This is a genomic window from Cytobacillus gottheilii (assembly GCF_018582665.1).
GTDB classification, from domain to species: Bacteria; Bacillota; Bacilli; order Bacillales; family Cytobacillaceae; genus Cytobacillus; species Cytobacillus gottheilii.
In genome coordinates, this window is record NZ_CP071709.1 from 37,548 (window position 1) to 58,223 (window position 20,676).

Annotated in this window: 24 protein-coding genes and 1 rRNA gene; 22 read left to right on the plus strand and 3 right to left on the minus strand. The window is 39.3% G+C overall.

Features of this window, described 5'->3' with window-relative positions; genetic code table 11:
- Positions 1–17: 17 nt before the first annotated feature.
- Positions 18–134: ribosomal RNA gene (rrf, locus tag J1899_RS00180) — 5S ribosomal RNA — on the plus strand.
- A gap of 91 nt (positions 135–225) precedes the next feature.
- On the opposite strand, the gene J1899_RS00185 is transcribed toward rrf, so the two are convergent.
- Entirely contained in the window at positions 226–426 is a 201-nt protein-coding gene (locus J1899_RS00185) for a sigma factor G inhibitor Gin (RefSeq protein WP_214476838.1), read from the minus strand.
- Positions 427–654: 228 nt separating this feature from the next.
- Here J1899_RS00185 and J1899_RS00190 point away from each other — a divergent pair, with 228 nt between their 5' ends.
- The 10 genes from J1899_RS00190 to rsmI all read left to right on the plus strand — a co-directional run bounded on the left by J1899_RS00190 (position 655) and on the right by rsmI (position 7,857).
- Positions 655–2,091, plus strand: a complete 1,437-nt coding sequence (locus J1899_RS00190) for an aminotransferase class I/II-fold pyridoxal phosphate-dependent enzyme (protein WP_214476841.1) — start codon at positions 655–657, stop codon at positions 2,089–2,091.
- Positions 2,092–2,112: 21 nt separating this feature from the next.
- Positions 2,113–2,748 (plus strand): dTMP kinase, encoded by a 636-nt coding sequence (tmk, locus tag J1899_RS00195; RefSeq protein ID WP_066441811.1) that lies wholly within the window; start codon positions 2,113–2,115, stop codon positions 2,746–2,748.
- A gap of 87 nt (positions 2,749–2,835) precedes the next feature.
- On the plus strand, positions 2,836–3,165 hold the full coding sequence (locus J1899_RS00200) for a cyclic-di-AMP receptor (protein ID WP_066441809.1): 330 nt from the start codon (positions 2,836–2,838) through the stop codon (positions 3,163–3,165).
- A gap of 23 nt (positions 3,166–3,188) precedes the next feature.
- Positions 3,189–3,629: a YaaR family protein gene (locus J1899_RS00205; RefSeq protein WP_214478707.1), complete on the plus strand. Its 441-nt coding sequence runs from the start codon at positions 3,189–3,191 to the stop codon at positions 3,627–3,629.
- Positions 3,630–3,642: 13 nt separating this feature from the next.
- Entirely contained in the window at positions 3,643–4,650 is a 1,008-nt protein-coding gene (gene holB / locus J1899_RS00210; protein ID WP_066441807.1) for a DNA polymerase III subunit delta', read from the plus strand.
- Positions 4,643–5,473, plus strand: coding sequence for a PSP1 domain-containing protein (locus J1899_RS00215; RefSeq protein WP_066441806.1), 831 nt, complete (start codon positions 4,643–4,645; stop codon positions 5,471–5,473). Before holB ends, J1899_RS00215 begins: the two co-directional genes overlap by 8 nt.
- Positions 5,474–5,486: 13 nt before the next feature.
- Positions 5,487–5,861, plus strand: a complete 375-nt coding sequence (yabA, locus tag J1899_RS00220) for a DNA replication initiation control protein YabA (RefSeq protein ID WP_066441804.1) — start codon at positions 5,487–5,489, stop codon at positions 5,859–5,861.
- 79 nt (positions 5,862–5,940) lie between these two features.
- Positions 5,941–6,684 carry a tRNA1(Val) (adenine(37)-N6)-methyltransferase gene (locus tag J1899_RS00225; RefSeq protein ID WP_066441802.1) on the plus strand — a complete coding sequence of 248 codons (744 nt, stop codon included), beginning with the start codon at positions 5,941–5,943 and terminating at the stop codon, positions 6,682–6,684.
- The gene (locus J1899_RS00230; RefSeq protein ID WP_066441798.1) at positions 6,671–6,937 is read left to right on the plus strand and encodes a GIY-YIG nuclease family protein; all 267 of its coding nucleotides are present in this window, start codon (positions 6,671–6,673) and stop codon (positions 6,935–6,937) included. Before J1899_RS00225 ends, J1899_RS00230 begins: the two co-directional genes overlap by 14 nt.
- 41 nt (positions 6,938–6,978) lie before the next feature.
- Positions 6,979–7,857 (plus strand): 16S rRNA (cytidine(1402)-2'-O)-methyltransferase, encoded by an 879-nt coding sequence (rsmI, locus tag J1899_RS00235; RefSeq protein ID WP_066451226.1) that lies wholly within the window; start codon positions 6,979–6,981, stop codon positions 7,855–7,857.
- Between the two features lie 69 nt (positions 7,858–7,926).
- Here rsmI and abrB read toward each other — a convergent pair whose 3' ends face one another.
- Positions 7,927–8,211, minus strand: a complete 285-nt coding sequence (gene abrB / locus J1899_RS00240; RefSeq protein ID WP_066441796.1) for a transition state genes transcriptional regulator AbrB — start codon at positions 8,209–8,211, stop codon at positions 7,927–7,929.
- Between the two features lie 743 nt (positions 8,212–8,954).
- Between abrB and metG the strand changes: the two genes are divergently transcribed.
- The 5 genes from metG to rsmA all read left to right on the plus strand — a co-directional run bounded on the left by metG (position 8,955) and on the right by rsmA (position 15,373).
- Complete coding sequence (gene metG, locus J1899_RS00245) at positions 8,955–10,922, plus strand: methionine--tRNA ligase (RefSeq protein WP_214476844.1); 1,968 nt, start codon at positions 8,955–8,957, stop codon at positions 10,920–10,922.
- Positions 10,923–11,299: 377 nt separating this feature from the next.
- Positions 11,300–12,067 carry a TatD family hydrolase gene (locus tag J1899_RS00250; RefSeq protein WP_214476846.1) on the plus strand — a complete coding sequence of 256 codons (768 nt, stop codon included), beginning with the start codon at positions 11,300–11,302 and terminating at the stop codon, positions 12,065–12,067.
- Between the two features lie 454 nt (positions 12,068–12,521).
- On the plus strand, positions 12,522–13,715 hold the full coding sequence (locus tag J1899_RS00255) for a resuscitation-promoting factor (protein WP_066441790.1): 1,194 nt from the start codon (positions 12,522–12,524) through the stop codon (positions 13,713–13,715).
- A gap of 217 nt (positions 13,716–13,932) precedes the next feature.
- A complete protein-coding gene (gene rnmV / locus J1899_RS00260) occupies positions 13,933–14,493 on the plus strand; it encodes a ribonuclease M5 (RefSeq protein WP_214476849.1) in 561 nt (186 codons plus the stop codon).
- Positions 14,486–15,373 carry a 16S rRNA (adenine(1518)-N(6)/adenine(1519)-N(6))-dimethyltransferase RsmA gene (gene rsmA, locus J1899_RS00265; RefSeq protein WP_214476851.1) on the plus strand — a complete coding sequence of 296 codons (888 nt, stop codon included), beginning with the start codon at positions 14,486–14,488 and terminating at the stop codon, positions 15,371–15,373. Before rnmV ends, rsmA begins: the two co-directional genes overlap by 8 nt.
- A 232-nt stretch (positions 15,374–15,605) precedes the next feature.
- Here the strand turns inward: rsmA and yabG are convergent, their stop codons facing one another.
- Entirely contained in the window at positions 15,606–16,484 is an 879-nt protein-coding gene (gene yabG / locus J1899_RS00270) for a sporulation peptidase YabG (protein WP_214476853.1), read from the minus strand.
- A 301-nt stretch (positions 16,485–16,785) separates the two neighbouring features.
- On the opposite strand from yabG, the gene veg reads away from it, so the two are divergent.
- The 6 genes from veg to spoVG all read left to right on the plus strand — a co-directional run bounded on the left by veg (position 16,786) and on the right by spoVG (position 20,536).
- Entirely contained in the window at positions 16,786–17,049 is a 264-nt protein-coding gene (veg, locus tag J1899_RS00275) for a biofilm formation stimulator Veg (protein ID WP_066441783.1), read from the plus strand.
- Between the two features lie 159 nt (positions 17,050–17,208).
- Entirely contained in the window at positions 17,209–17,385 is a 177-nt protein-coding gene (locus tag J1899_RS00280; protein ID WP_066441781.1) for a small, acid-soluble spore protein, alpha/beta type, read from the plus strand.
- 329 nt (positions 17,386–17,714) lie between these two features.
- The gene (gene ispE, locus J1899_RS00285) at positions 17,715–18,584 is read left to right on the plus strand and encodes a 4-(cytidine 5'-diphospho)-2-C-methyl-D-erythritol kinase (RefSeq protein ID WP_066441777.1); all 870 of its coding nucleotides are present in this window, start codon (positions 17,715–17,717) and stop codon (positions 18,582–18,584) included.
- Positions 18,585–18,643: 59 nt separating this feature from the next.
- Positions 18,644–19,483, plus strand: coding sequence for a pur operon repressor (gene purR, locus J1899_RS00290; protein WP_066441772.1), 840 nt, complete (start codon positions 18,644–18,646; stop codon positions 19,481–19,483).
- Complete coding sequence (locus J1899_RS00295; protein WP_066441766.1) at positions 19,480–19,854, plus strand: RidA family protein; 375 nt, start codon at positions 19,480–19,482, stop codon at positions 19,852–19,854. Before purR ends, J1899_RS00295 begins: the two co-directional genes overlap by 4 nt.
- Before the next feature lie 391 nt (positions 19,855–20,245).
- Positions 20,246–20,536, plus strand: coding sequence for a septation regulator SpoVG (spoVG, locus tag J1899_RS00300; RefSeq protein WP_009336662.1), 291 nt, complete (start codon positions 20,246–20,248; stop codon positions 20,534–20,536).
- Positions 20,537–20,676 lie beyond the last annotated feature (140 nt).

Here is a 20,676-nt window from a genome sequence, read left to right on the forward strand (position 1 = left end):
TTTCTTCAATTAAATAGTCCGGTGGCGATAGCGAGAAGGTCACACCCGTTCCCATCCCGAACACGGAAGTTAAGCTTCTCAGCGCCAATGGTAGTTAGGGGCTGTCCCCTTGTGAGAGTAGGACGCTGCCGGGCAAAATTAAAAGCACATCTATATGGATGTGCTTTTTGCGTTCAAAATGAACTATATTATTTAATATGATATTAAACTGACAATACTGAAACCTTATGAAAGTATTTGAGGAGTCGTTACTTTCTTTAATTTAGTTAAGTAATATTTATATTTTGGATTACTTGTGTCAGTCGAAATTAACTCTCTTTCACATTCTGTACAAATAAATGAAGTGTATAAATGTATTCCCCTTACTTTTGCCTGATCACAGATTACGCATACCTTATGATCCTTGCTAGCTAATAGTGTATCCAATTACTCCACCTCCATACACTAATTCTGCCCAAATTTGTTTAAGTAAATACAATTTTTAGAAAATTCATAAGCCCAGGATGCCTACATATTCATTGTATGTTAAAAACCAGAGGGCGGTGTATGTCTAACTCAATTTATTCTAATTTGACTTTGGTTTGCTCCTCTTTTGACGAGTGATTTGTTAGAATAGAGAGTGGATTATTAGATATTAAATTCCGGAGTGTTTAAATGGATCAGAATAGATACCCCATATATGAAACATTATTAAGTCATATAAAGATGAAGCCAATTTCGTATCATGTGCCTGGACATAAAAATGGAATGCTAGTACAAGAGATGAGTTGGAATAATTACTTTTCACATATTTTAAAGCTTGATGTTACTGAGTTGAATGGACTGGATGATCTGCATTCTCCAGAAGGAATGATTAAAGAGGCAGAGCTGCTGCTCACTGATTTTTACAGGACGAAGCAGAGTTACTTCCTAGTTAATGGTTCCACTGTCGGCAATTTGACAATGATCATGGCAGTACTTAAAGAGGATGATGAAGTGCTTGTGCAAAGAAATTGCCATAAGTCTGTTTTGAATGGAATTTCCTTGGCCAAGGCAAGACCAGTATTTTTACAGCCCGATTTTCATGAGGATTGGGGAGTAGCAGGAGGGATATCCTCCTCGGTCGTCGAGGAGGCACTTTCTTTTTATCCACATGCAAAGGCCATCATCCTTACCTATCCTAATTATTATGGGATGATCAATGATTTAGAGTCCATAATAGAGATAGCACATCAGCATAATATACCTGTTCTAATTGATGAAGCACATGGGGCCCATTTTGCTGCTGGCAATCACTTTCCGCCATCTGCAGTAAAGCTGAAGGCAGATGCTGTAGTTCAGTCTGCTCATAAAACGCTTCCAGCTATGACAATGGGTGCTTATTTACACATTAATAGTGACAGGATTGATAAAGGCTCTATCCGAAAATACTTAAGTATTTTACAGTCGAGCAGTCCTTCCTATCCAATTATGGCTTCACTCGATTTAGCAAGGCATTATTTAGCTTCTTTTACAAAAGAGGATGAACAATATACGTTAGAGAAGATTGCATCCTTCAGATCAGAGCTTATGAATATAAAAGGGATCAAACTGCTGCAATTCCAAGATGGCAAGGGAGATCCCTTAAAAATAACCATCCAATCTGAAACAGCTTTAAGCGGTTTTGAGCTGCAAGAGCAGCTTGAAAAAAAGGGAGTATTTACAGAATTAGCTGACCCCTATAACGTATTATTTGTTTTTCCGCTGCTGAAACAGGGAACGGATTTTCCTATGGAACAAACCGTTCAGTTAGTAAAAGAGGCTGTTTCTTCATATGAAATGAACCGTGTAAAGACGGAGAAACTTAAATTTCGTAAAGCTTCCATTACAAAAGTAGAATTAAATGAAGAACAAATGAAAAAGATGCATTCAGCAGAAGTTCCTCTTTCAATGGCTGTTGGTCAAATAAGTGCTCAAATGGTTATCCCATATCCGCCAGGAATCCCTTTATTGTACCCTGGTGAGAGGATTACTGAGGATGATCTCAAGCTCTTAAGATTGCTGTTGGATAAGGGTGCAAGATTTCAGCAAGGAGAGAATTTAATCAAAGGGTTTATTACTATATATAAATAAGAAACAACTGGGGGTTACTAAATGGAAAATGGGATTTTTATAACAGCAGAAGGGCCTGAGGGCGCTGGAAAAACAACCGTCATTACCATGCTGGCTGAAAGCTTGAAGGCGGATGGATATCAGGTCATGTATACTCGTGAGCCTGGCGGAATTGAAATTGCAGAGCAGATCAGAAGTGTTATACTGGATACAAATAATACGAGCATGGATGCCCGGACAGAAGCGCTTCTTTATGCTGCAGCAAGAAGGCAGCATCTAGTTGAAAAAGTCATACCCGCAATGGAAAAAGGGTATATCATTCTTTGTGACCGCTTTATTGACAGCTCCCTTGCTTACCAAGGATATGCAAGAGGTCTTGGCATGGAAAATGTCCTTACAATTAATCAATTTGCGATTGAAAACATGATGCCATCTTTAACACTTTACTTTGATGTGGAGTCAGAGACAGGTCTTGCACGAATAAATCAACATAAAGATAGAGAAGTAAATCGGCTGGATTTAGAGACTCTTCAATTTCATCATTTGGTTAGGGAAGGTTATCATAAGCTTGTTCAAGCCTATCCAGACAGAATTCAGGTGATTGATGCAGGCAAGTCACTTGAAGAAGTCTTTAGCGAAGCCAAAAAAGCGGTTATTAAAAAAATTTCTGCGCAGTAATACATTCTTTTTTTTACCAGCTCTTTTACATGCGCAAATAATTGCTATAATAAGATAAAGTGATAAGAAATGAAGGGGGATTGCAAGGTGAAGCTCATATTAGCTGTAATTCAAGATCAGGACAGTAATAAACTAATGAATGCATTGGTGGATAATAATTTTAGAGCAACGAAACTCGCAAGCACCGGAGGTTTCTTAAAATCTGGAAATACAACGTTTATGATCGGAACAGAAGATATTCGAGTCGATCGTGCTTTACAGATCATAAAAGATAATTGCCAATCAAGGGAGCAATTAGTTGCACCCGTTTCTCCAATGGGCGGGCATGCTGATTCCTATATCCCTTATCCTGTTGAGGTAGAGGTTGGCGGAGCTACCGTGTTTGTACTGCCAGTAGAACAGTTTCACCATTTCTAAAATAGGTGAATCGGGGGTAAATGATGAAAATCAATCAAGATTTGCGCTTGAATTTAGATAAATCAAGACGAGATCATGGTCAGCCAGTTGCATCCTCATCCAGATTTAATGAACTTGTTCAAAAACAAGGACAAAAGATGCAATTTTCACAGCTTCAAGCATTAATGAAGGATATTGATTTAGCAGGTGAACGGCTGGGAAGATCGAGAAATTTTAAAGATATGGCTAAATTTAAAACCTTAGTCAAAAATTTTGTTAAAGAAGCAGTTGATTATGGCATGGAGCTGAAGCAATCCCATAGCTGGAATGAGATGGGGCAAGGAAGAACGCTTAAAATTGTCGAAACCATTGATAAAGAGCTTGCCTTATTAACTGAAGAAGCATTAAACAAAGAAGGAAAGTCCATTGATCTCCTAGGCAAGATTGGGGAAATTAAAGGACTGCTCATTAATTTATATATGTAAGAGAGTGATTTTTTTGGCACAATCGTGGGAGCAATTACAAGAAATACAGCCTGTTGTCTTAAAAATGTTGAAGAATAGCCTCAATAAAAATCGGCTGGCCCACGCTTATTTATTTGAAGGAATGAAAGGGACAGGGAAAAGGGAAGCCGGTATGCTCCTGGCGAAGAGTCTTTTTTGTCTGCAGCCAGAAGATGCTTATGTCCCATGCGAGCAGTGCGTAAATTGCAAAAGAATATCAGCTGGCAATCATCCTGATGTTCATATGATTGAGCCGGATGGGCTATCGATTAAGAAACATCAGATTCAGCAATTGCAGGAAGAGTTCTCTAAAACAGGTGTAGAGTCAAAGAAGAAGGTTTATATTATTGCTGGTGCTGATAAAATGACAGTTAATGCAGCAAACAGCTTATTAAAATTTTTAGAGGAACCTCATGCAGAGACGACTGCCATCCTTTTAACAGAACAATTGCAGCAAATGCTGCCTACCATTTTATCACGCTGTCAAATTGTAACCTTCAAGCCATTATCTCCTATAAGAGTTGTCGATCAGCTTGTAGAACGCGGGATTGATCCCATGTTAGCGCCTTTACTTGCACAGATGACGAATAATTTAGAAGAAGCTTTGGCATTAAGTGGAGATGATTGGTTTGTACAAGCAAGAAAAATAGTGTTAAAATTATATGAAGCACTTAGGAAAAACCCTCTTGAGGCCATGGTCGCTCTTCAGGAGAGCTGGTTTTTGCACTTTAAAGAAAAAGAACAGTGTGATAGAGGTTTAGACTTACTACTTCTTTTATTAAGAGATTTATTATATATCCAGCTTGGCAAGTGGAAGCAGGTCGTTTTTCTAAATGAAAAACAGCGTTTAGAAATGTTTGCGCTGCAATCATCAAGCAAAAGGCTGACTGAGCAGATGAGTGCCGTGTTAGAAGCAAAGAGAAAATTGCACGCAAATATGAACACACAGCTCCTAATGGAACAGCTTGTGTTAAAAATGCAGGAGGGATCTACATTTGTATGATGTAACAGGAGTTCGCTTTAAAAAAGCGGGCAAAATCTATTATTTTGATCCCGGAGAACTTCCTATACAAAAGGACGACTATGTTATTGTCGAAACGGTTAGAGGTGTCGAATATGGCAAGGTGGTCATCGCTCCTAAAAAGGTCGATGAGCATGATGTTGTACTGCCTTTAAAAAAGGTCCTTCGTATAGCTGATCAAAAGGATCAAATGATTGTTGAAGAGAACAAACAGGCAGCTGCTGAAGCATATGAGGTTTGCTGTGAGAAAGTAAGCACCCATCAACTAGATATGAAGCTAGTGGATGTAGAATATACATTTGACCGCAATAAGGTGATTTTTTATTTTACAGCAGACGGAAGAGTCGATTTTCGTGAGCTTGTAAAGGATCTTGCGGCTATCTTTAGAACAAGAATTGAATTAAGACAAATTGGTGTACGGGATGAGGCAAAAATGCTGGGCGGCATCGGTCCTTGCGGAAGAATGCTCTGCTGTTCTACATTTTTAGGCGACTTTGATCCAGTATCCATCAAAATGGCGAAAGATCAGAATTTGTCTCTAAATCCTACGAAAATATCTGGATTATGCGGCAGGTTAATGTGCTGCCTAAAATATGAGAATGATGAATATGAAGCAGCAAAAGAGCAGCTCCCAGATATCGGAGAATGGATTGAAACACCTGAAGGCCATGGCAAAGTAGTAGGTTTGAATATTCTTGAACGAATTCTGCAAGTAGATGTTAAGGAGCAGGAACGCGTCCTTGAATTTACACTCGAAGAAATTACGAAACAACAAGGTGCTGTATCGGCTCAATCCACAGATTAATGAGGTGGAATGCTTGGATAAAAAAGAGATATTTGATTCAGTCATTAACATGGAAACGCAAATTGGCCAGTTGTATCAGCAGCTTGGAGAGCTAAAACAGCATTTGGCAGAAATATTAGAAGAGAACAATGCACTAAAGCTAGAAAACGAGCATTTACGTCGCCATATGAACAGCACAGTTGCAAAAGGTGCATCTCAGAAGAAAAAAGCAAAGAACGAACATGAGACAGATGCAGAGAAGCTGGATAAGCTTCTTGATGTTGGCGAAGGCTATGATAATCTTGCAAGACTTTATCAGGAAGGCTTTCACATTTGTAACCTTCATTTTGGCAGCCCTAGAAAAGAAGGAGATTGTCTATTTTGCCTCTCTTTTCTTAATAAAAAGTAGTGTGATTACCTTCCTGTTATTAGGAAGGTTTTTTTTACAAATGGCAGTTACATAGTTAATAACCCGGAGGATTTAAATAATGGAATTTTTAAAGGGCGATGAACGCCTGGATTATCTGCTGGCGGAAGATTTAAGAATTATCCAAAGCCCATCTGTGTTTTCTTTTTCATTAGACGCAGTGCTGCTGTCCCGTTTTGTTTATGTGCCGATTCAAAAAGGCAAGCTTATTGATTTATGCAGCGGAAATGGAGTAGTTCCGCTTTTTTTAAGTGCGAGAACAAAAGGAACGATTACAGGAGTGGAAATTCAAGAACGCCTTTATGATATGGCGGTAAGAAGTATAAAATATAATGAGTTAGAAGATCGCCTTAATATGATTCATGGTGACCTGAAAGATATGCCGGCTCAGCTTGGATATGGAAACTATGATGTGGTCACATGCAACCCTCCATATTTTCCGACACCATCTAATGAAGAAATAAACGAAAATGAACATCTTGCCATAGCCCGGCATGAAATTTATTGTACATTGGAAGATACAATCAAAGTATCCAGCCAGCTCGTAAGACAAGGCGGTAAAGTTGCTTTTGTGCATCGGCCTGGCAGACTAATGGATATCATAACGCATATGAGAGCCTATCAGCTTGAACCAAAGCGGATCCGCTTTGTATACCCGAAAGCAGGGAAGGAAGCCAATACGTTATTGATTGAAGCAATCAAGCATGGAAAGCCAGACCTCAAAATCCTGCCTCCTTTAATCGTTTATGATCAAAATAATGAATACACGGCAGAGGTGCGTGAACTTTTATATGGAGACAACTAGCCATTACTTCTATGTTCTGCATTGTCGGGATGGAAGTCTTTATGCTGGATATACAAATGATTTAGCAAGAAGAGTAAAACAGCATAATGAAGGAAAAGGGGCCAAGTACACACGAGGAAGAGGCCCGGTAGAGCTTGTCTTTTCACAGGCATTTGATAATCAGGGAGATGCTTTGAGGGCAGAATATCAGTTTAAGCAGCTTTCACGGCAAAAAAAGCTTCATTTTATAAAGCAAACTGCGCCTATTTCGTGAACGGTGATGGCGCTTATACATAATAGAAGACGGGTGAGATGATGCAACAGCAAAAAAGCTTTCATAATGAAGAACAGAAAGGCATCCTTTATTTAGTTCCAACACCAATCGGCAATTTAGAGGATATGACGTATAGAGCAGTCCGGATTATGAAAGAAGCAGATTTTATTGCGGCAGAGGATACGCGAAATACTAAAAAGCTCTGCAACTACTTTGAAATGACAACGGCGCTGATCAGTTATCATGAACATAATAAGGAAGCGAGCGGCCAAAAAATTGTGGAAAAGCTCAAAGAAGGCTTGAAGATCGCTCTTGTCAGTGATGCGGGTATGCCTGCCATTTCTGACCCTGGCTATGAATTAGTGGCAGCTGCACTGGAAGAGAATATCACCGTTGTTCCACTTCCAGGGGCAAATGCTGGTCTAACTGCACTAATCGCTTCGGGTATTGCCACACAGCCTTTTTACTTCTACGGCTTTTTAGATCGTCAGAAAAAGGTAAAAAGAAAGCAGCTGAGTGAATTGGCAAACATGGAATCAACTATGATTTTTTATGAGGCACCACACCGTTTGAAGGAAACACTGATAATTATGGAAGAACAGCTGGGAGATCGGCAAGTTGTTTTATGCCGTGAGTTAACGAAGAAATATGAAGAGTTTATTAGAGGAAGCTTGTCAGAAGCGGTACAATGGGCAAAAACAGAAGAGGTTCGCGGTGAATTCTGTGTCATTGTTGAAGGCGGTGTGCCTGAAGAAAAGGATACTGCAGCATGGTGGGAGCACATGACAATTGTGGAGCATGTAGAGCACTATATTAATATGAAGGAACTCGCTGTAAAGGATGCAATTAAACAGACAGCCTTAGACCGGCAAATGGCAAAAAGGGATGTTTACCAAGCCTATCATGTTGAAGATCAGTGATTGTGGTGGAAAAACTCTCTTGCAGAATAAAGAAAAAGCTTCTCAAAGTGTTGAGAAGCTTTTTTATCATTATTTAGATGTTTCAAAGTTGCTTTGAATTTCTTGTAAAAGCTGTTCAGCACCTTCACGGCTTAAAATTAATTTACCGCCAGCCAAAGCAAGGTTATCATCAGAAACTTCACCAGTTACTTGGCAAGTCATGTTAGGCTTGTATTTTTTAAGAATGATTTTTTCGTCATCCACATAAATTTCAAGAGCATCTTTTTCTGCGATTCCTAGTGTGCGACGCAATTCAATCGGAATTACCACGCGGCCAAGCTCATCAACTTTACGAACAATACCTGTAGATTTCATTATTGTTTCTCCTCTCAAATCTCCAATTAATTTATGTTTATCTCTCTATGTTTCGTCATTATTCGACAAAATTCTCTATATTTATATGATACCAGCCATTACCATATTCGTCAATTACTTTATAATGTTTTTATGTGGAAAATTTAGTTAGTCTGATAAAGGCTGATATAGAGCGGATTTTATTAAAAAAGTCTTGAATTAAGTATATATTTATTCCAGTTTATTATCAATCAAATAGTTTTAATTAAGGATAAATATTTTCTCATTCGACAAATTTCTACATTCGCAGGATGGTTTGTCGAACAGGATTTTTTAGTCAATTAAATGTCAAAAAGATAAAACGTTATAGTGCAAGGCTCATTATAGGATCTTTCCTTGCACAATTTCTTATTTTTAGGTATATTTTGTTGATATAAGAGGTAATGCTGACGAGTGTAATAATAAAAATATTTTGTACTGCAAGCTGGAAATAATGAAGAAGAATTTACGGTGCTAGAGCATAAAAAAGAGGGCCGCTTATCATAATAGTGCGTACTTTAGCACATCTCTGACCAAACTGTGCTTCCGCTATTCTTAATTCATCGATATGATAAGGAAGTTCCTTCGTTTCCCGTCTTTTCGGACGGGATTTTTTTGAAAGATGATCGGTAACTTCAAAAGGCAAACCTCGTCAGGTTATAGCCAAATAAAATGTTTGGTTCCCTGTCCATCAGGGTGGTTTTCATTAATAGGAGGTAATAGGAATGGAAGAAAAATTAAAGACGTTTTATTTAACAACGCCGATTTACTATCCAAGCGGAAATCTACATATAGGGCATGCATACACTACCGTTGCAGGTGATGCAATGGCTCGTTATAAGCGTATGCGCGGTTTCGATGTTATGTATTTAACGGGAACAGATGAACATGGTCAGAAAATCCAGGAAAAAGCAGAGGAAAAGGGTGTTACTCCGCAAGCATATGTAGATGAAATTGTGGCTGGCATTCAATCACTCTGGGAGAAGCTTGATATTTCTTATGATGATTTTATTCGAACTACACAGGATCGCCATAAGCAAATTGTAGAAAAAATCTTTTCACAGCTTTTAGAGCAAGGCGATATTTACTTGGGAGAATATGAAGGCTGGTATTGTACGCCGTGTGAATCTTATTTTACTGAACGTCAGCTTGTAGATGGAAAATGCCCTGACTGCGGCAGAGAGGTTCATAAAGTTAAGGAAGAATCTTACTTTTTCAAAGTGAGCAAGTATGCTGACCGACTGCTGAAATATTATGAGGAAAATCCAAGCTTCATTCAGCCTGAATCGCGTAAAAATGAAATGATTAATAACTTTATTAAACCTGGTCTGGAGGATTTGGCTGTTTCAAGAACAACGTTTGACTGGGGAGTGAAGGTTCCTGAAAATCCAAAGCATGTTGTATATGTTTGGATTGATGCTTTGTCAAACTATATAACAGCTCTAGGTTATGGAACAGAGGATGACCGGAAATATTTAAACTATTGGCCAGCAGATGTTCATCTGGTTGGGAAGGAAATTGTCCGCTTCCATACTATTTATTGGCCGATTATGCTGATGGCTCTAGACTTGCCGCTGCCTAAAAAAGTTTTTGCCCACGGCTGGCTTTTAATGAAAGACGGTAAAATGTCTAAATCAAAAGGAAATGTTGTGGATCCGGTTACATTAGTTGATCGATATGGTCTTGATGCGCTTCGCTATTACTTGCTTCGTGAAGTTCCTTTTGGAGCGGATGGGGTATTCACACCTGAAGGCTTTGTTGAGAGAATTAATTTTGACTTAGCTAATGATTTAGGGAATCTTCTTAACCGTACAGTTGCGATGGTTAATAAATACTTTGATGGTGTCATCCCAGCCTATAATGGGTCTACTGGTGAATTCGATCAGCTTCTTCTTCAAATGAATGAAGAAACGGTAGAAAAGTATGAAGCAGCAATGGAGAGAATGGAGTTCTCTGTAGCCTTAACAGCCTTATGGCAGCTTGTTAGCAGAACCAATAAATACATTGATGAAACAAAACCATGGGCTCTTGCAAAAGAAGAAGGAAAGAAAGAAGAGTTAGGCAATGTGATGTATCATCTTGCTGAATCTTTGAGAAGAATTGCTGTCCTTCTACAGCCTTTCCTTACACAAACACCGGTTAAAATCTTTAATCAGCTGAATGTTAATACCCCAGAACTAACATCATGGGAAAGCCTCGAAGGTTTTGGAAAAATTTCTGCTGAAACAAAGGTTGAGAAGGGAGAGCCGATCTTCCCTCGTTTAGAACTGGAAGAGGAAGTTGGTTATATTAAGGAAAAGATGCAAGGAAGCGCTCCTGCTCCGGAAGAGAAGAAAACGGAAGAGAAAACAGAAGATAAGCCGGACAGTGAAGAAATTACGATCGATGATTTTATGAAGGTCGATTTGCGTGTTGCCCAGGTTATTCAAGCTGATCCTGTTAAAAAAGCTGATAAGCTCTTAAAGCTGCAGCTGGATTTAGGGTATGAAAAGCGTCAAGTTGTCTCAGGGATCGCTCAGTTTTATAAACCAGAAGATTTAGTTGGCCGAAAAGTTGTTTGTGTAACGAATTTGAAGCCAGTTAAATTGCGCGGTGAATTGTCAGAGGGAATGATTCTTGCTGGAAGTAAGGATGGAGAATTATCTCTTGCAACAATTGCCGAGGCATTGCCGCTTGGCGCACGGGTAAAATAAATCTATTTTTCATTAGGACATAGAAGAGCCGCTGATTTTCAGCAGGCACTTCTATGTTTTCTTACAATTATAGAAGTAAATATCATATGGGACTTAATTGTTACAAAAAATAAATTTTCACGAAATGGCTCTGAACAAACTTTAAAATTTATCGGAAAATGGTTTTTTAGAATATTATATTTAACTAGCTATTTGAAGATTAACTTCATTTAGTTGAGTTAGCCTTTTCTTAATCTTTATATGTTTAATATTTGAAAGAGCAATTGACTATGTTTTGAAGGATAAAAACTTTTATATTCTACTATAGTAAAAATCGCTGTTATACAATTGAAATAATTGTTATGGAATTTAAAAATATGACAATAAGGAGAATTCTTATGTTTTTTGATACACATGTACATTTAAATGCTGAACAATTTGAAGATGATCTGCAGGAGGTAATTGACCGAGCAGTTGAAGAAGGTGTCACAAATATGGTCGTTGTAGGTTTTGATCGCCCGACCATTAAGAAGGCAATGGAGCTTGTTGAAAAATATGACTTCTTATATGCGAGTGTTGGCTGGCATCCTGTTGATGCTATTGATATGACTGATGAAGATCTCCTTTGGATTGAAGAACTTTCTGCTCATCCAAAAGTAGTTGCTTTAGGAGAGATGGGACTCGATTATCATTGGGATAAATCACCAAAGGAAATACAAAAAGAAGTGTTTCGCAAGCAGATTCGCCTTGCGAAAAAAGTGGGACTGCCAATCGTTATCCATAATCGTGAAGCAACAGCGGATATTGTGGCGATTTTAAAAGAGGAAGAGGCAGCAGAAGTAGGAGGCATCATGCATTGCTTTAGCGGAAGTGCGGAAACGGCACAGGAATGTGTGGAAATGAACTTTCTCATTTCATTAGGGGGACCTGTAACATTTAAAAATGCGAAGAAGCCAAAAGAAGTAGCTGAGGTCATCCCGCTGGAAAAATTATTGATTGAAACAGACTGCCCGTTTTTAGCGCCACACCCGTACCGCGGCAAACGCAACGAACCGAGTTATGTGACTCTTGTAGCGCAGGAAATTGCTGAGATTAAAGAAATTTCTGTACATGAAGTTGCGAAAGCTACAACCGACAATGCAAAAAAACTATTCGGCATAAATTGATAGCAAAGGCTGTCGACATTTGGATAAGCTTGTCCGATTTTTTTCTAATTCTAAAAAGTTCTACATGTCTCATTGTCAACATAGGATAACCATGTCGATAACTCTCTCTTTTCTTTCTCTTTCTTTTTTTGCATAATAGGATATACGTTATCAGGCAAGTTTGTAAAATAAGGGAAGTTAGGCGTTGATCTGAAGGAGATTTACAATCTGGAGGTGAAAATGAAGGAGTCACTTTTGCTGATTTTTGCTTTCAAAGCTGGAGTTTTTTCGTGGAAAGGAGGAGCCCAACCGGTCTTCTATACCTATTTTTATGAAAGATGAACTTTTCCTTTAAAAATCTGGATCAAACGCCCGAACCTTTCAAACTGGAAAAGAGAAAGAGTTGACAGCCTGAAAGATTGTCTATATAATCACTCCGAGAGAAAAGGAGGCGTTTTTCATCGTGATACAAAACATGAAAAACCTGTTATCCGAGTCTTTGAGTAAAAAAAAGCTGGCCATTATTTCTGCTAGTTTTATAGTATTTGCAGCAGCCTTTGGATTTGTTATCTTTGAAATGACAAAAAAGTCCGTTGTGCTGACGCTTGATGGCCGTGAAGAAATCATCAAAACACATGCAGATACCATCAATGAAATATTTGATGATATGGATATAACATTACGCTCAGAAGATTACGTGTTTCCCTCGGTTAACACAAAGGTTGAGAATGATTTAGAAGTAATATGGAATCCTGCTAATGAGATTGAACTTGTGAATGGCAGTGAAACAAAATCCGTTTGGTCCGCAGCTGAAACAGTTGGCGAGTTCCTAAAGGAACAAAACATTGAGATCACAGAGCATGACCAGGTAGAACCAAAGCAGGAAGAAAAGATTACAGGAAATACAGCTATTCAGATTGAAAAAGCATTTTCTTTAACCCTGGCAAATGGCGGGGAAGAAAAGAAGGTTTGGTCAACTTCGACTACGGTCGCTGACTTTTTATCACAGCAGGGTATTGAGCTGAAAGAATTAGATCGTGTTGAGCCAAATTTGGAAGAGACAGTCAAAGCAGATGACACTATAAAAGTCATTCGAGTTGAAAAAGTCACCGATGTAGTGGAAGAACCAATAAATTTTGCAGTTGTGACAAAAAAGGATGACAGCTTGAACAGAGGTTCTGAGAAAGTTGTTACACAAGGTCAAGAAGGTCTCGTATCAAAACAATTCGAGATCATCAAAGAGAATGGGAAAGAAATTTCCCGCAAGCTGATAAGCGAGAAAACGCTCAAAGAAAAACAAGATAAAGTGGTTGCTGTCGGTACAAAAGTAGCTGCTGCAACGAAGGTTGTCTCTCGCGGCAGCAGTGCACCTGCTGGCGGTAAAGAGATGTATGTCAGCTCTACTGCTTATACGGCGGGCTGTAATGGCTGTTCCGGTTACACAGCTACGGGCATTAACTTAAAAGCGAACCCGAATGTAAAGGTAATCGCAGTTGATCCTAGTGTCATTCCATTAGGCACAAAGGTATATGTTGAAGGATATGGCTACGCAGTGGCAGCTGATACAGGCTCTGCGGTTAAAGGAAACAAGATTGATGTTTTCTTTGCTAATAAATCTGACGCCTATCGCTGGGGACGCAAATCTGTCAAAATAAAAATACTGAATTAACCACATTGCAGGGGATTTCTATCCTCTGCTTTTTTATGCTTTTCGAAGGATGAGCTTTATGCCCGAGGTCATTGCTTTCTTTTGTTTCCTTATATTTTCATATATAATAAATAGCATTGGAAAAAAATCTTTGTATATATATAGACGATTCACATTACAAAAATGTTTCATTTATTTTTCAATTATTTTATTTTTTTAATTTTAAAGAGGAGCATTTATGAAAATCAAAGAAATTATTGTCGTAGAGGGCAAGGACGACACTGTTGCTATAAAAAGAGCCCTTGAGGCTGATACTATTGAGACAAATGGCTCTGCCATTAATAAAGATACGCTGGAAAGAATTAAACATGCCCAGGAAGCAAGAGGAGTGATTGTGCTTACAGATCCTGATTTTCCTGGTCAAAAGATCCGACAAATCATCAGTGAATACGTCCCAAACTGCAAGCATGCGTTTATTGAGAAAAGCGCAGCCATTGAAAAGCTGGGCAGAGGAGTAGGAGTCGAGCATGCATCACCAGACGTCATCCGTGAGGCACTGAAGCATGCTCATATGATGACCCAAATCGTACAAATAGACATTACTCAGGATGATCTGCTTGAAGCAGGACTAATTGGCGGTCCCGGGGCAAAGGAGCGCCGTGAGAAGCTGGGCAGGCTGCTTAAGATTGGCTATACGAATGGAAAGCAGCTTCATAAAAGGCTTACCATGTTTTCTGTGAAGAAGGAAGATTTTGAACGTGCAATAGAAGCAATCAGCCAGGAGGATAATCATGAATAAAGATATAGCGACACCGGTTAGAACGAAGGCGATCTTAGATAAATATGGCTTTTCTTTTAAAAAGAGTCTGGGTCAGAACTTCTTAATTGATACGAATATATTGAAGCGGATTGTTGATCATGCGGAACTAACGGAAACTTCAGGTGCAATTGAAATTGGTCCCGGCATTGGTGCGCTGACAGAACAGCTGGCACGAAGAAGTGCCAAAGTGCTTGCATTTGAAATTGATCAGCGGCTGCTGCCAATCCTGGAAGATACATTGTCTCCATACGAAAATAAAAAAATTATTAATAGTGACATATTAAAAGCGGATGTACATAAGGCAATTGCAGAAGAATTTGCTGGTTTAGATGATATTATGGTGGTTGCAAACCTCCCGTATTATGTTACAACGCCGATTATTATGAAACTGCTTGAGGACAAGCTGCCCATTAGAGGTATTGTATGTATGCTGCAAAAAGAAGTGGCAGACCGTATAGCGGCTAAACCTGGTACAAAGGATTACGGCTCCCTATCTATTGCGATACAGTATTATACGGTGGCTGAAACGGTCATGATCGTTCCGAAAACGGTCTTTATGCCACAGCCTAATGTTGACTCAGCTGTCATTCGCCTAATAAAAAGAGAGATACCTGCAGTTGCGGTGAAAAATGAAGAGTTTTTCTTTTTTGTGACAAGGGCAAGTTTTGCTCAAAGACGAAAGACGCTGCTCAATAATTTAACAAGTCAGCTTCCGAACGGAAAAGAGAAGAAAGAGCAAATTCTTGCTGCGTTGGAACAAGTGGAAATTGATCCTGGCAGAAGAGGAGAGACCCTTTCAATTGAGGAGTTTGGAAAGCTAAGTGATGCCCTTTACCCCTATTTTGAGGGCCAGCTGTAAGGAAATCTGATTTAAAAAGCCTGCTTTTTTTGCAGGCTTTTTTGTTATCTTACTCTATGATGAATGCTGCCGGAAAAAGCATGTGAAGAGCGCTCTCAGCTGCTTGAAACAAGGCCGTGGTTAATTATTATCTTTGAAAGGAATGGCGGGAAGAATCATTTAAACATTCATTTTAAAAGGAGAAGCCAGAAGGAACGAGTAAAAGAGGTGATCTGGGAATTACTGAGTCCATTCATTTCTGTTCATCAATATTAAAAGGCATCCCCGTCCTTAATACTCCTCTTGTTTCAATGCCTCCAATTCCTCTTTCGCCGGTTAAGGTATTGCGGAGGACATCCCATACATTAATTCTCTCCATAAAGGGTGTGTAGCTTATTTTGGCTACAATATAGACTGGATCAAGGGCATGTATGTTGACTCTTGAAGGGGAGCTGGCAAAGTTCGCTCCAGCATGAATAAGAGACTCAAAATGAGATTGGCATGCTCCGGCAAATATGACAAGCTGATCTAAATGCGGAACTTTTTTGCGGGCTTCTCGTACTGTCTGTACAAAATGCTTTGAATGTCTGTAAGCGTTAATATCTGTTTTGCTGCCTTTTGCTTTTGAATAAGCATCATGGCCTGTAATGACAAGAATATCAGGTCTATAATACTCAACAAGCTCACCGATCTTTAGAGGCATTTCTTTTTCTGTTGAATGTATACCAGTGACGGGAACACCGATTTTTTCATATAAGGACAAGCACTTCTTTAAATAAGCAGGATCGCCATCAAGATGAAGAACTTTACCTGGCAGCTGAAAATAGTTATATGATTTGCTGTAGCTGTCTGTTGCTGAATATTCCTGCTTCTGCTTAATCAGATCAACATCCTGGCGGAATAAGTGGTACGATTGTTCTTCGAGAGAACGGTATTCCTGTTCTTTTCTCATCCGGTCCGGAGCACTAATCATAATTAAGTCTTCATAAGGTGCATCAGCAATTAAGCGAACATCCTCTCCATACAAAATGGCCAGCTTCTGTCCGCCTTCTTCTTTAATATCGATGACGCGAAACATAATATCACAATTGTATGATACCCTCCCGACGATATCCATCATATTTATAGTCAAATGTCGTCACTCCAATTAGGCATTTCGTTACAATAACGTTTCTGACATAAACTATGCACTTGGCTTGTGACTTGTGCCTGCAAAGTTGAAGGCAGTAGCTCTGCTGCGAATTTAATATAAAAAAATCTAAAAAAGTGTACATATTCACTTTGATGATGGGATATCCTAAGAAATGTTGAAATTCAACAGAAAAAGAAGAAAAAAATATATTGACATACATTTTGAAATCCTGTTATAATTTATATTTTTATTTGACTATTTTGTGTCAGCGTGATATACTTTACATAGTGAGGTGGACCGAATGGCAAAAACATTAACGGATATTAAGAAAGCTCTTGATTCAAATCTTGGAAAAAGGCTATTGCTGAAAGCAAATGGCGGACGGAGAAAGACGATCGAGCGTTCAGGCGTTTTAGCTGAAACATATCCATCAGTATTCGTCATTGAGCTAGACCAGGATGAAAATGCATTTGAACGTGTATCGTACAGCTATGCGGATATACTGACAGAAACGGTTCAAATTACCTTCTATGATGAAACATCAGGACATGTTGCTTTAAGCTGACATTAAATAATGGCTACATCTGAAGCAGTGAACATGGTTTGCTGCTTTTTGCTTTGCCTTTTTATAGAACAGATATATATTGGAGAAAATAGCCTCTTATGAAAACAGAGCAGTGTTTCATACTAAGAATATCGCAGTGTGAAAAAGGAGAGGTTATCTGTGGCCAGAAGAAGAGGAATCATGTCGTATCGGCTGAAAGAAGAAATTGCAAAGGAACTTGGCTTTTATGATACAGTTCAAAAAGAGGGCTGGGGCGGCATTAAAGCTAAGGATGCCGGCAATATGGTAAAAAGAGCAATTGAAATTGCGCAGCAAAATCTTCAGGACAATCGCTAGACATCTCTAGGCTTCACTTACACAGTATTACATCACAATAGCACTGCGATGATAGCCGGGGCTCTTTGCTCCGGCTTATCTTAGAATAAAATGCCTGAAAAATGAACCAGCAATACGGAACGAATATGTTATATTAGATAGTTGCTGGTGCAAAAATGAATAATAATTTTTAATAATATGGTTTCACAGGTCTTACGATATTCGTTTTGTGGTAAAATAGGACAAAAAATGGAGATGCTGATTTACTCAAAAAGGAGTGCAGCAGGACCTATAGGATTTCAATCTGCAAACGGCAATTGCGGATTCATTTTATAAAGTAGGTGGAGATTTTGAAGCTTTTGGTGAAGGCCCCGGCGAAGATTAATTTATCATTGGATGTACTACATAAACGTGATGATGGCTATCACGAAGTAGAAATGATTATGACAACCATTGATTTAGCCGATCGGCTTGAGTTAACACTATTGGAAAAAGACGAAATTCGAATTATATCCCATAATCGTTTTGTTCCAGATGATCATAGGAATTTAGCATATCAGGCAGCGATGCTGTTAAAGGAACGATTTCAGGTAAAGCAGGGTGCCAATATCACAATTGAAAAAATGATTCCGGTTGCAGCAGGGCTGGCAGGCGGCAGCAGTGATGCAGCGGCAGCGCTGAGAGGTTTAAACAAACTGTGGAATCTTGGTTTAAGCTTAGATGAATTGGCAGTGCTTGGTGCTGAAATTGGTTCTGATGTATCTTTTTGTGTATATGGAGGGACGGCTTTAGCTACCGGAAGAGGAGAGATGATCCGTCAGCTAGAAGCACCGCCGACTTGCTGGGTGATCCTTGCAAAGCCTTTTATAGGGGTGTCTACGGCTGATGTGTATCGTAAGCTGGATTTAGACGGTGTAAAGCATCCGCAGACGGAAGCGATGATTCACGCAATTGAAAATGACGATTATGAGAAGGTGTGTCAGCATCTTGAAAATGTTTTAGAAACAGTAACATTAAAAATGCATCCTGAAGTCGCTCAGATCAAAGATCAGATGAAGCGTTTCGGGGCGGATGCGGTCTTAATGAGCGGCAGTGGTCCGACTGTTTTTGGACTTGCTCACCATGATTCGCGGATGCACCGTGTTTATAATGGTCTGCGCGGATTTTGTGATCAGGTTTTTGCGGTTAGAATGCTGGGAGAACGACATACGCTTGATTAAATCCGTATATTAATGGTATATTACTGTTAAAATATTCGGATTTAACAGGAGGGCCAATGATGAAGTTTCGCAGAAGTGAACGTTTAATAGATATGACGAATTATTTATTAGAGCATCCGCATCAGTTGGTATCCTTAACCTACTTCTCAGAGAGATATGGATCTGCCAAATCCTCTATTAGCGAAGATTTAGCTATCATAAAAGAAACCTTCGAACATAGAGGAATTGGGACTCTGCAAACCGTGCCAGGTGCTGCAGGCGGAGTAAAATATCAAGTGAGAATGACGGATGAGGATGCAAAGCCAATTATCAATCAGCTTTGTGAGCTGATTGCCAGTCCTAATAGGCTGCTTCCGGGCGGTTATCTTTATATGACAGATATTCTTGGGGATCCTATGATTGTTAAACAGGTAGGACGGTTATTCGCCTCGGCATATGCGGATAAAGAGATAGATGTCGTCATGACTGTCGCTACAAAAGGAATTGCATTAGCTTATGCTGTTGCCAACTATTTGAATGTCCCAGTAGTGATTGTGAGAAGGGACAGCAAGGTAACAGAAGGATCTACCGTTAGTATTAATTATGTATCAGGCTCCGCCAAAAGAATTCAAACAATGGTCTTATCAAAAAGAAGTCTTGAAGAAGGTTCAAGGGTTCTGATTGTTGACGACTTCATGAAGGCAGGCGGTACAGTTAACGGAATGATTAGCATGCTGGATGAGTTCAATGCAGCGCTTGTCGGCATTGCAGTTTTAGTAGAGGCGGAAAAAGCAGAGGAAAGACTAGTGGATGATTATTTATCCTTAGTTAGGCTTTCAGATGTAGATGTGAAAGAAAAGAAAATCAATGTGACACATGGCAACTATTTTACCAATAAACAAGTGGAGGGAAAGTCATGAAAATCATTCAAACAAATGAAGCACCAGCTGCAATTGGACCTTATTCACAGGGAATTACAGTCAATAATCTCTTTTACAGTTCCGGGCAAATCCCTCTAAATGCTGATGGAGTGATGGTTGAGGGTGATGTAAAAGTTCAGACTCATCAGGTATTCAAAAACCTGCAGGCTGTTCTTCAGGCAGCAGGCGCTTCACTTGAAACCGTTGTGAAGGCAACTGTTTTTATTAAGAATATGGATGATTTCGCTAGTATCAACGAAGTATACGGCGAGTATTTCCACACGCATAAACCGGCGCGTTCTTGTGTCGAGGTAGCGCGGCTCCCAAAAGATAGCTTAGTAGAGATCGAAGTCATTGCACTGGTTAAATAAAATATAAGCCATAGTGAAGAAGCATCCGAAAGCATACGGATGCTTTTTATTTTGGACTCTTATTTAAAAGGGGAAAAATCTTAGCTTGGATATTTATGGTTTGAGTCTTACAGGGGTGGCGGGGAATGTGGTGAGCTGAACGGCACATCCAGCAGAAAAAACGTGTCTCGCAGTGTAATTCGACCTGTTTTTCTTATATTAAAAAGCAACAAAGTCTGCATGAACGGCCTCCTGAAGGAGCGTTTTCGGGACTTTATGACATGAAACCTGTCTATTTCATTATTTAGGCCTAATTATTCAAAAAATTTTTTCTATAAAAGGAGGAATAATGCAAAATGGTGTTGAATGTTAATAAATAGGATTTTATCTACTGGAAAAGGTGGTGAACATAGTGGAAGTAACTGACGTAAGATTACGCCGTGTAAATACGGATGGACGGATGAGAGCGATTGCCTCTATTACACTGGATCATGAATTTGTTGTTCATGATATTCGGGTGATTGACGGGAATAATGGCTTATTCGTTGCAATGCCGAGTAAACGCACCCCGGATGGAGAGTTCAGGGACATTGCTCACCCTATTAATTCCGGAACCCGCGGTAAAATCCAAGAAGCGGTCTTAGCAGAATACCACCGTTTAGGTGAGTTAGAAGTAGAGTTTGAAGAAGCTGGAGCTTCCTAGAAAGAGAGTCCAACAAGAGCCTGCTATGTAAAGTAGGGCTCTTTTTTATTTATAAAAAATGTGCCGCTCGAAAGCAAACCCACCATTATATACCCTTACCAAATCTTGTTAAACATACCCCGGCAGAAAAAGTTATGAAA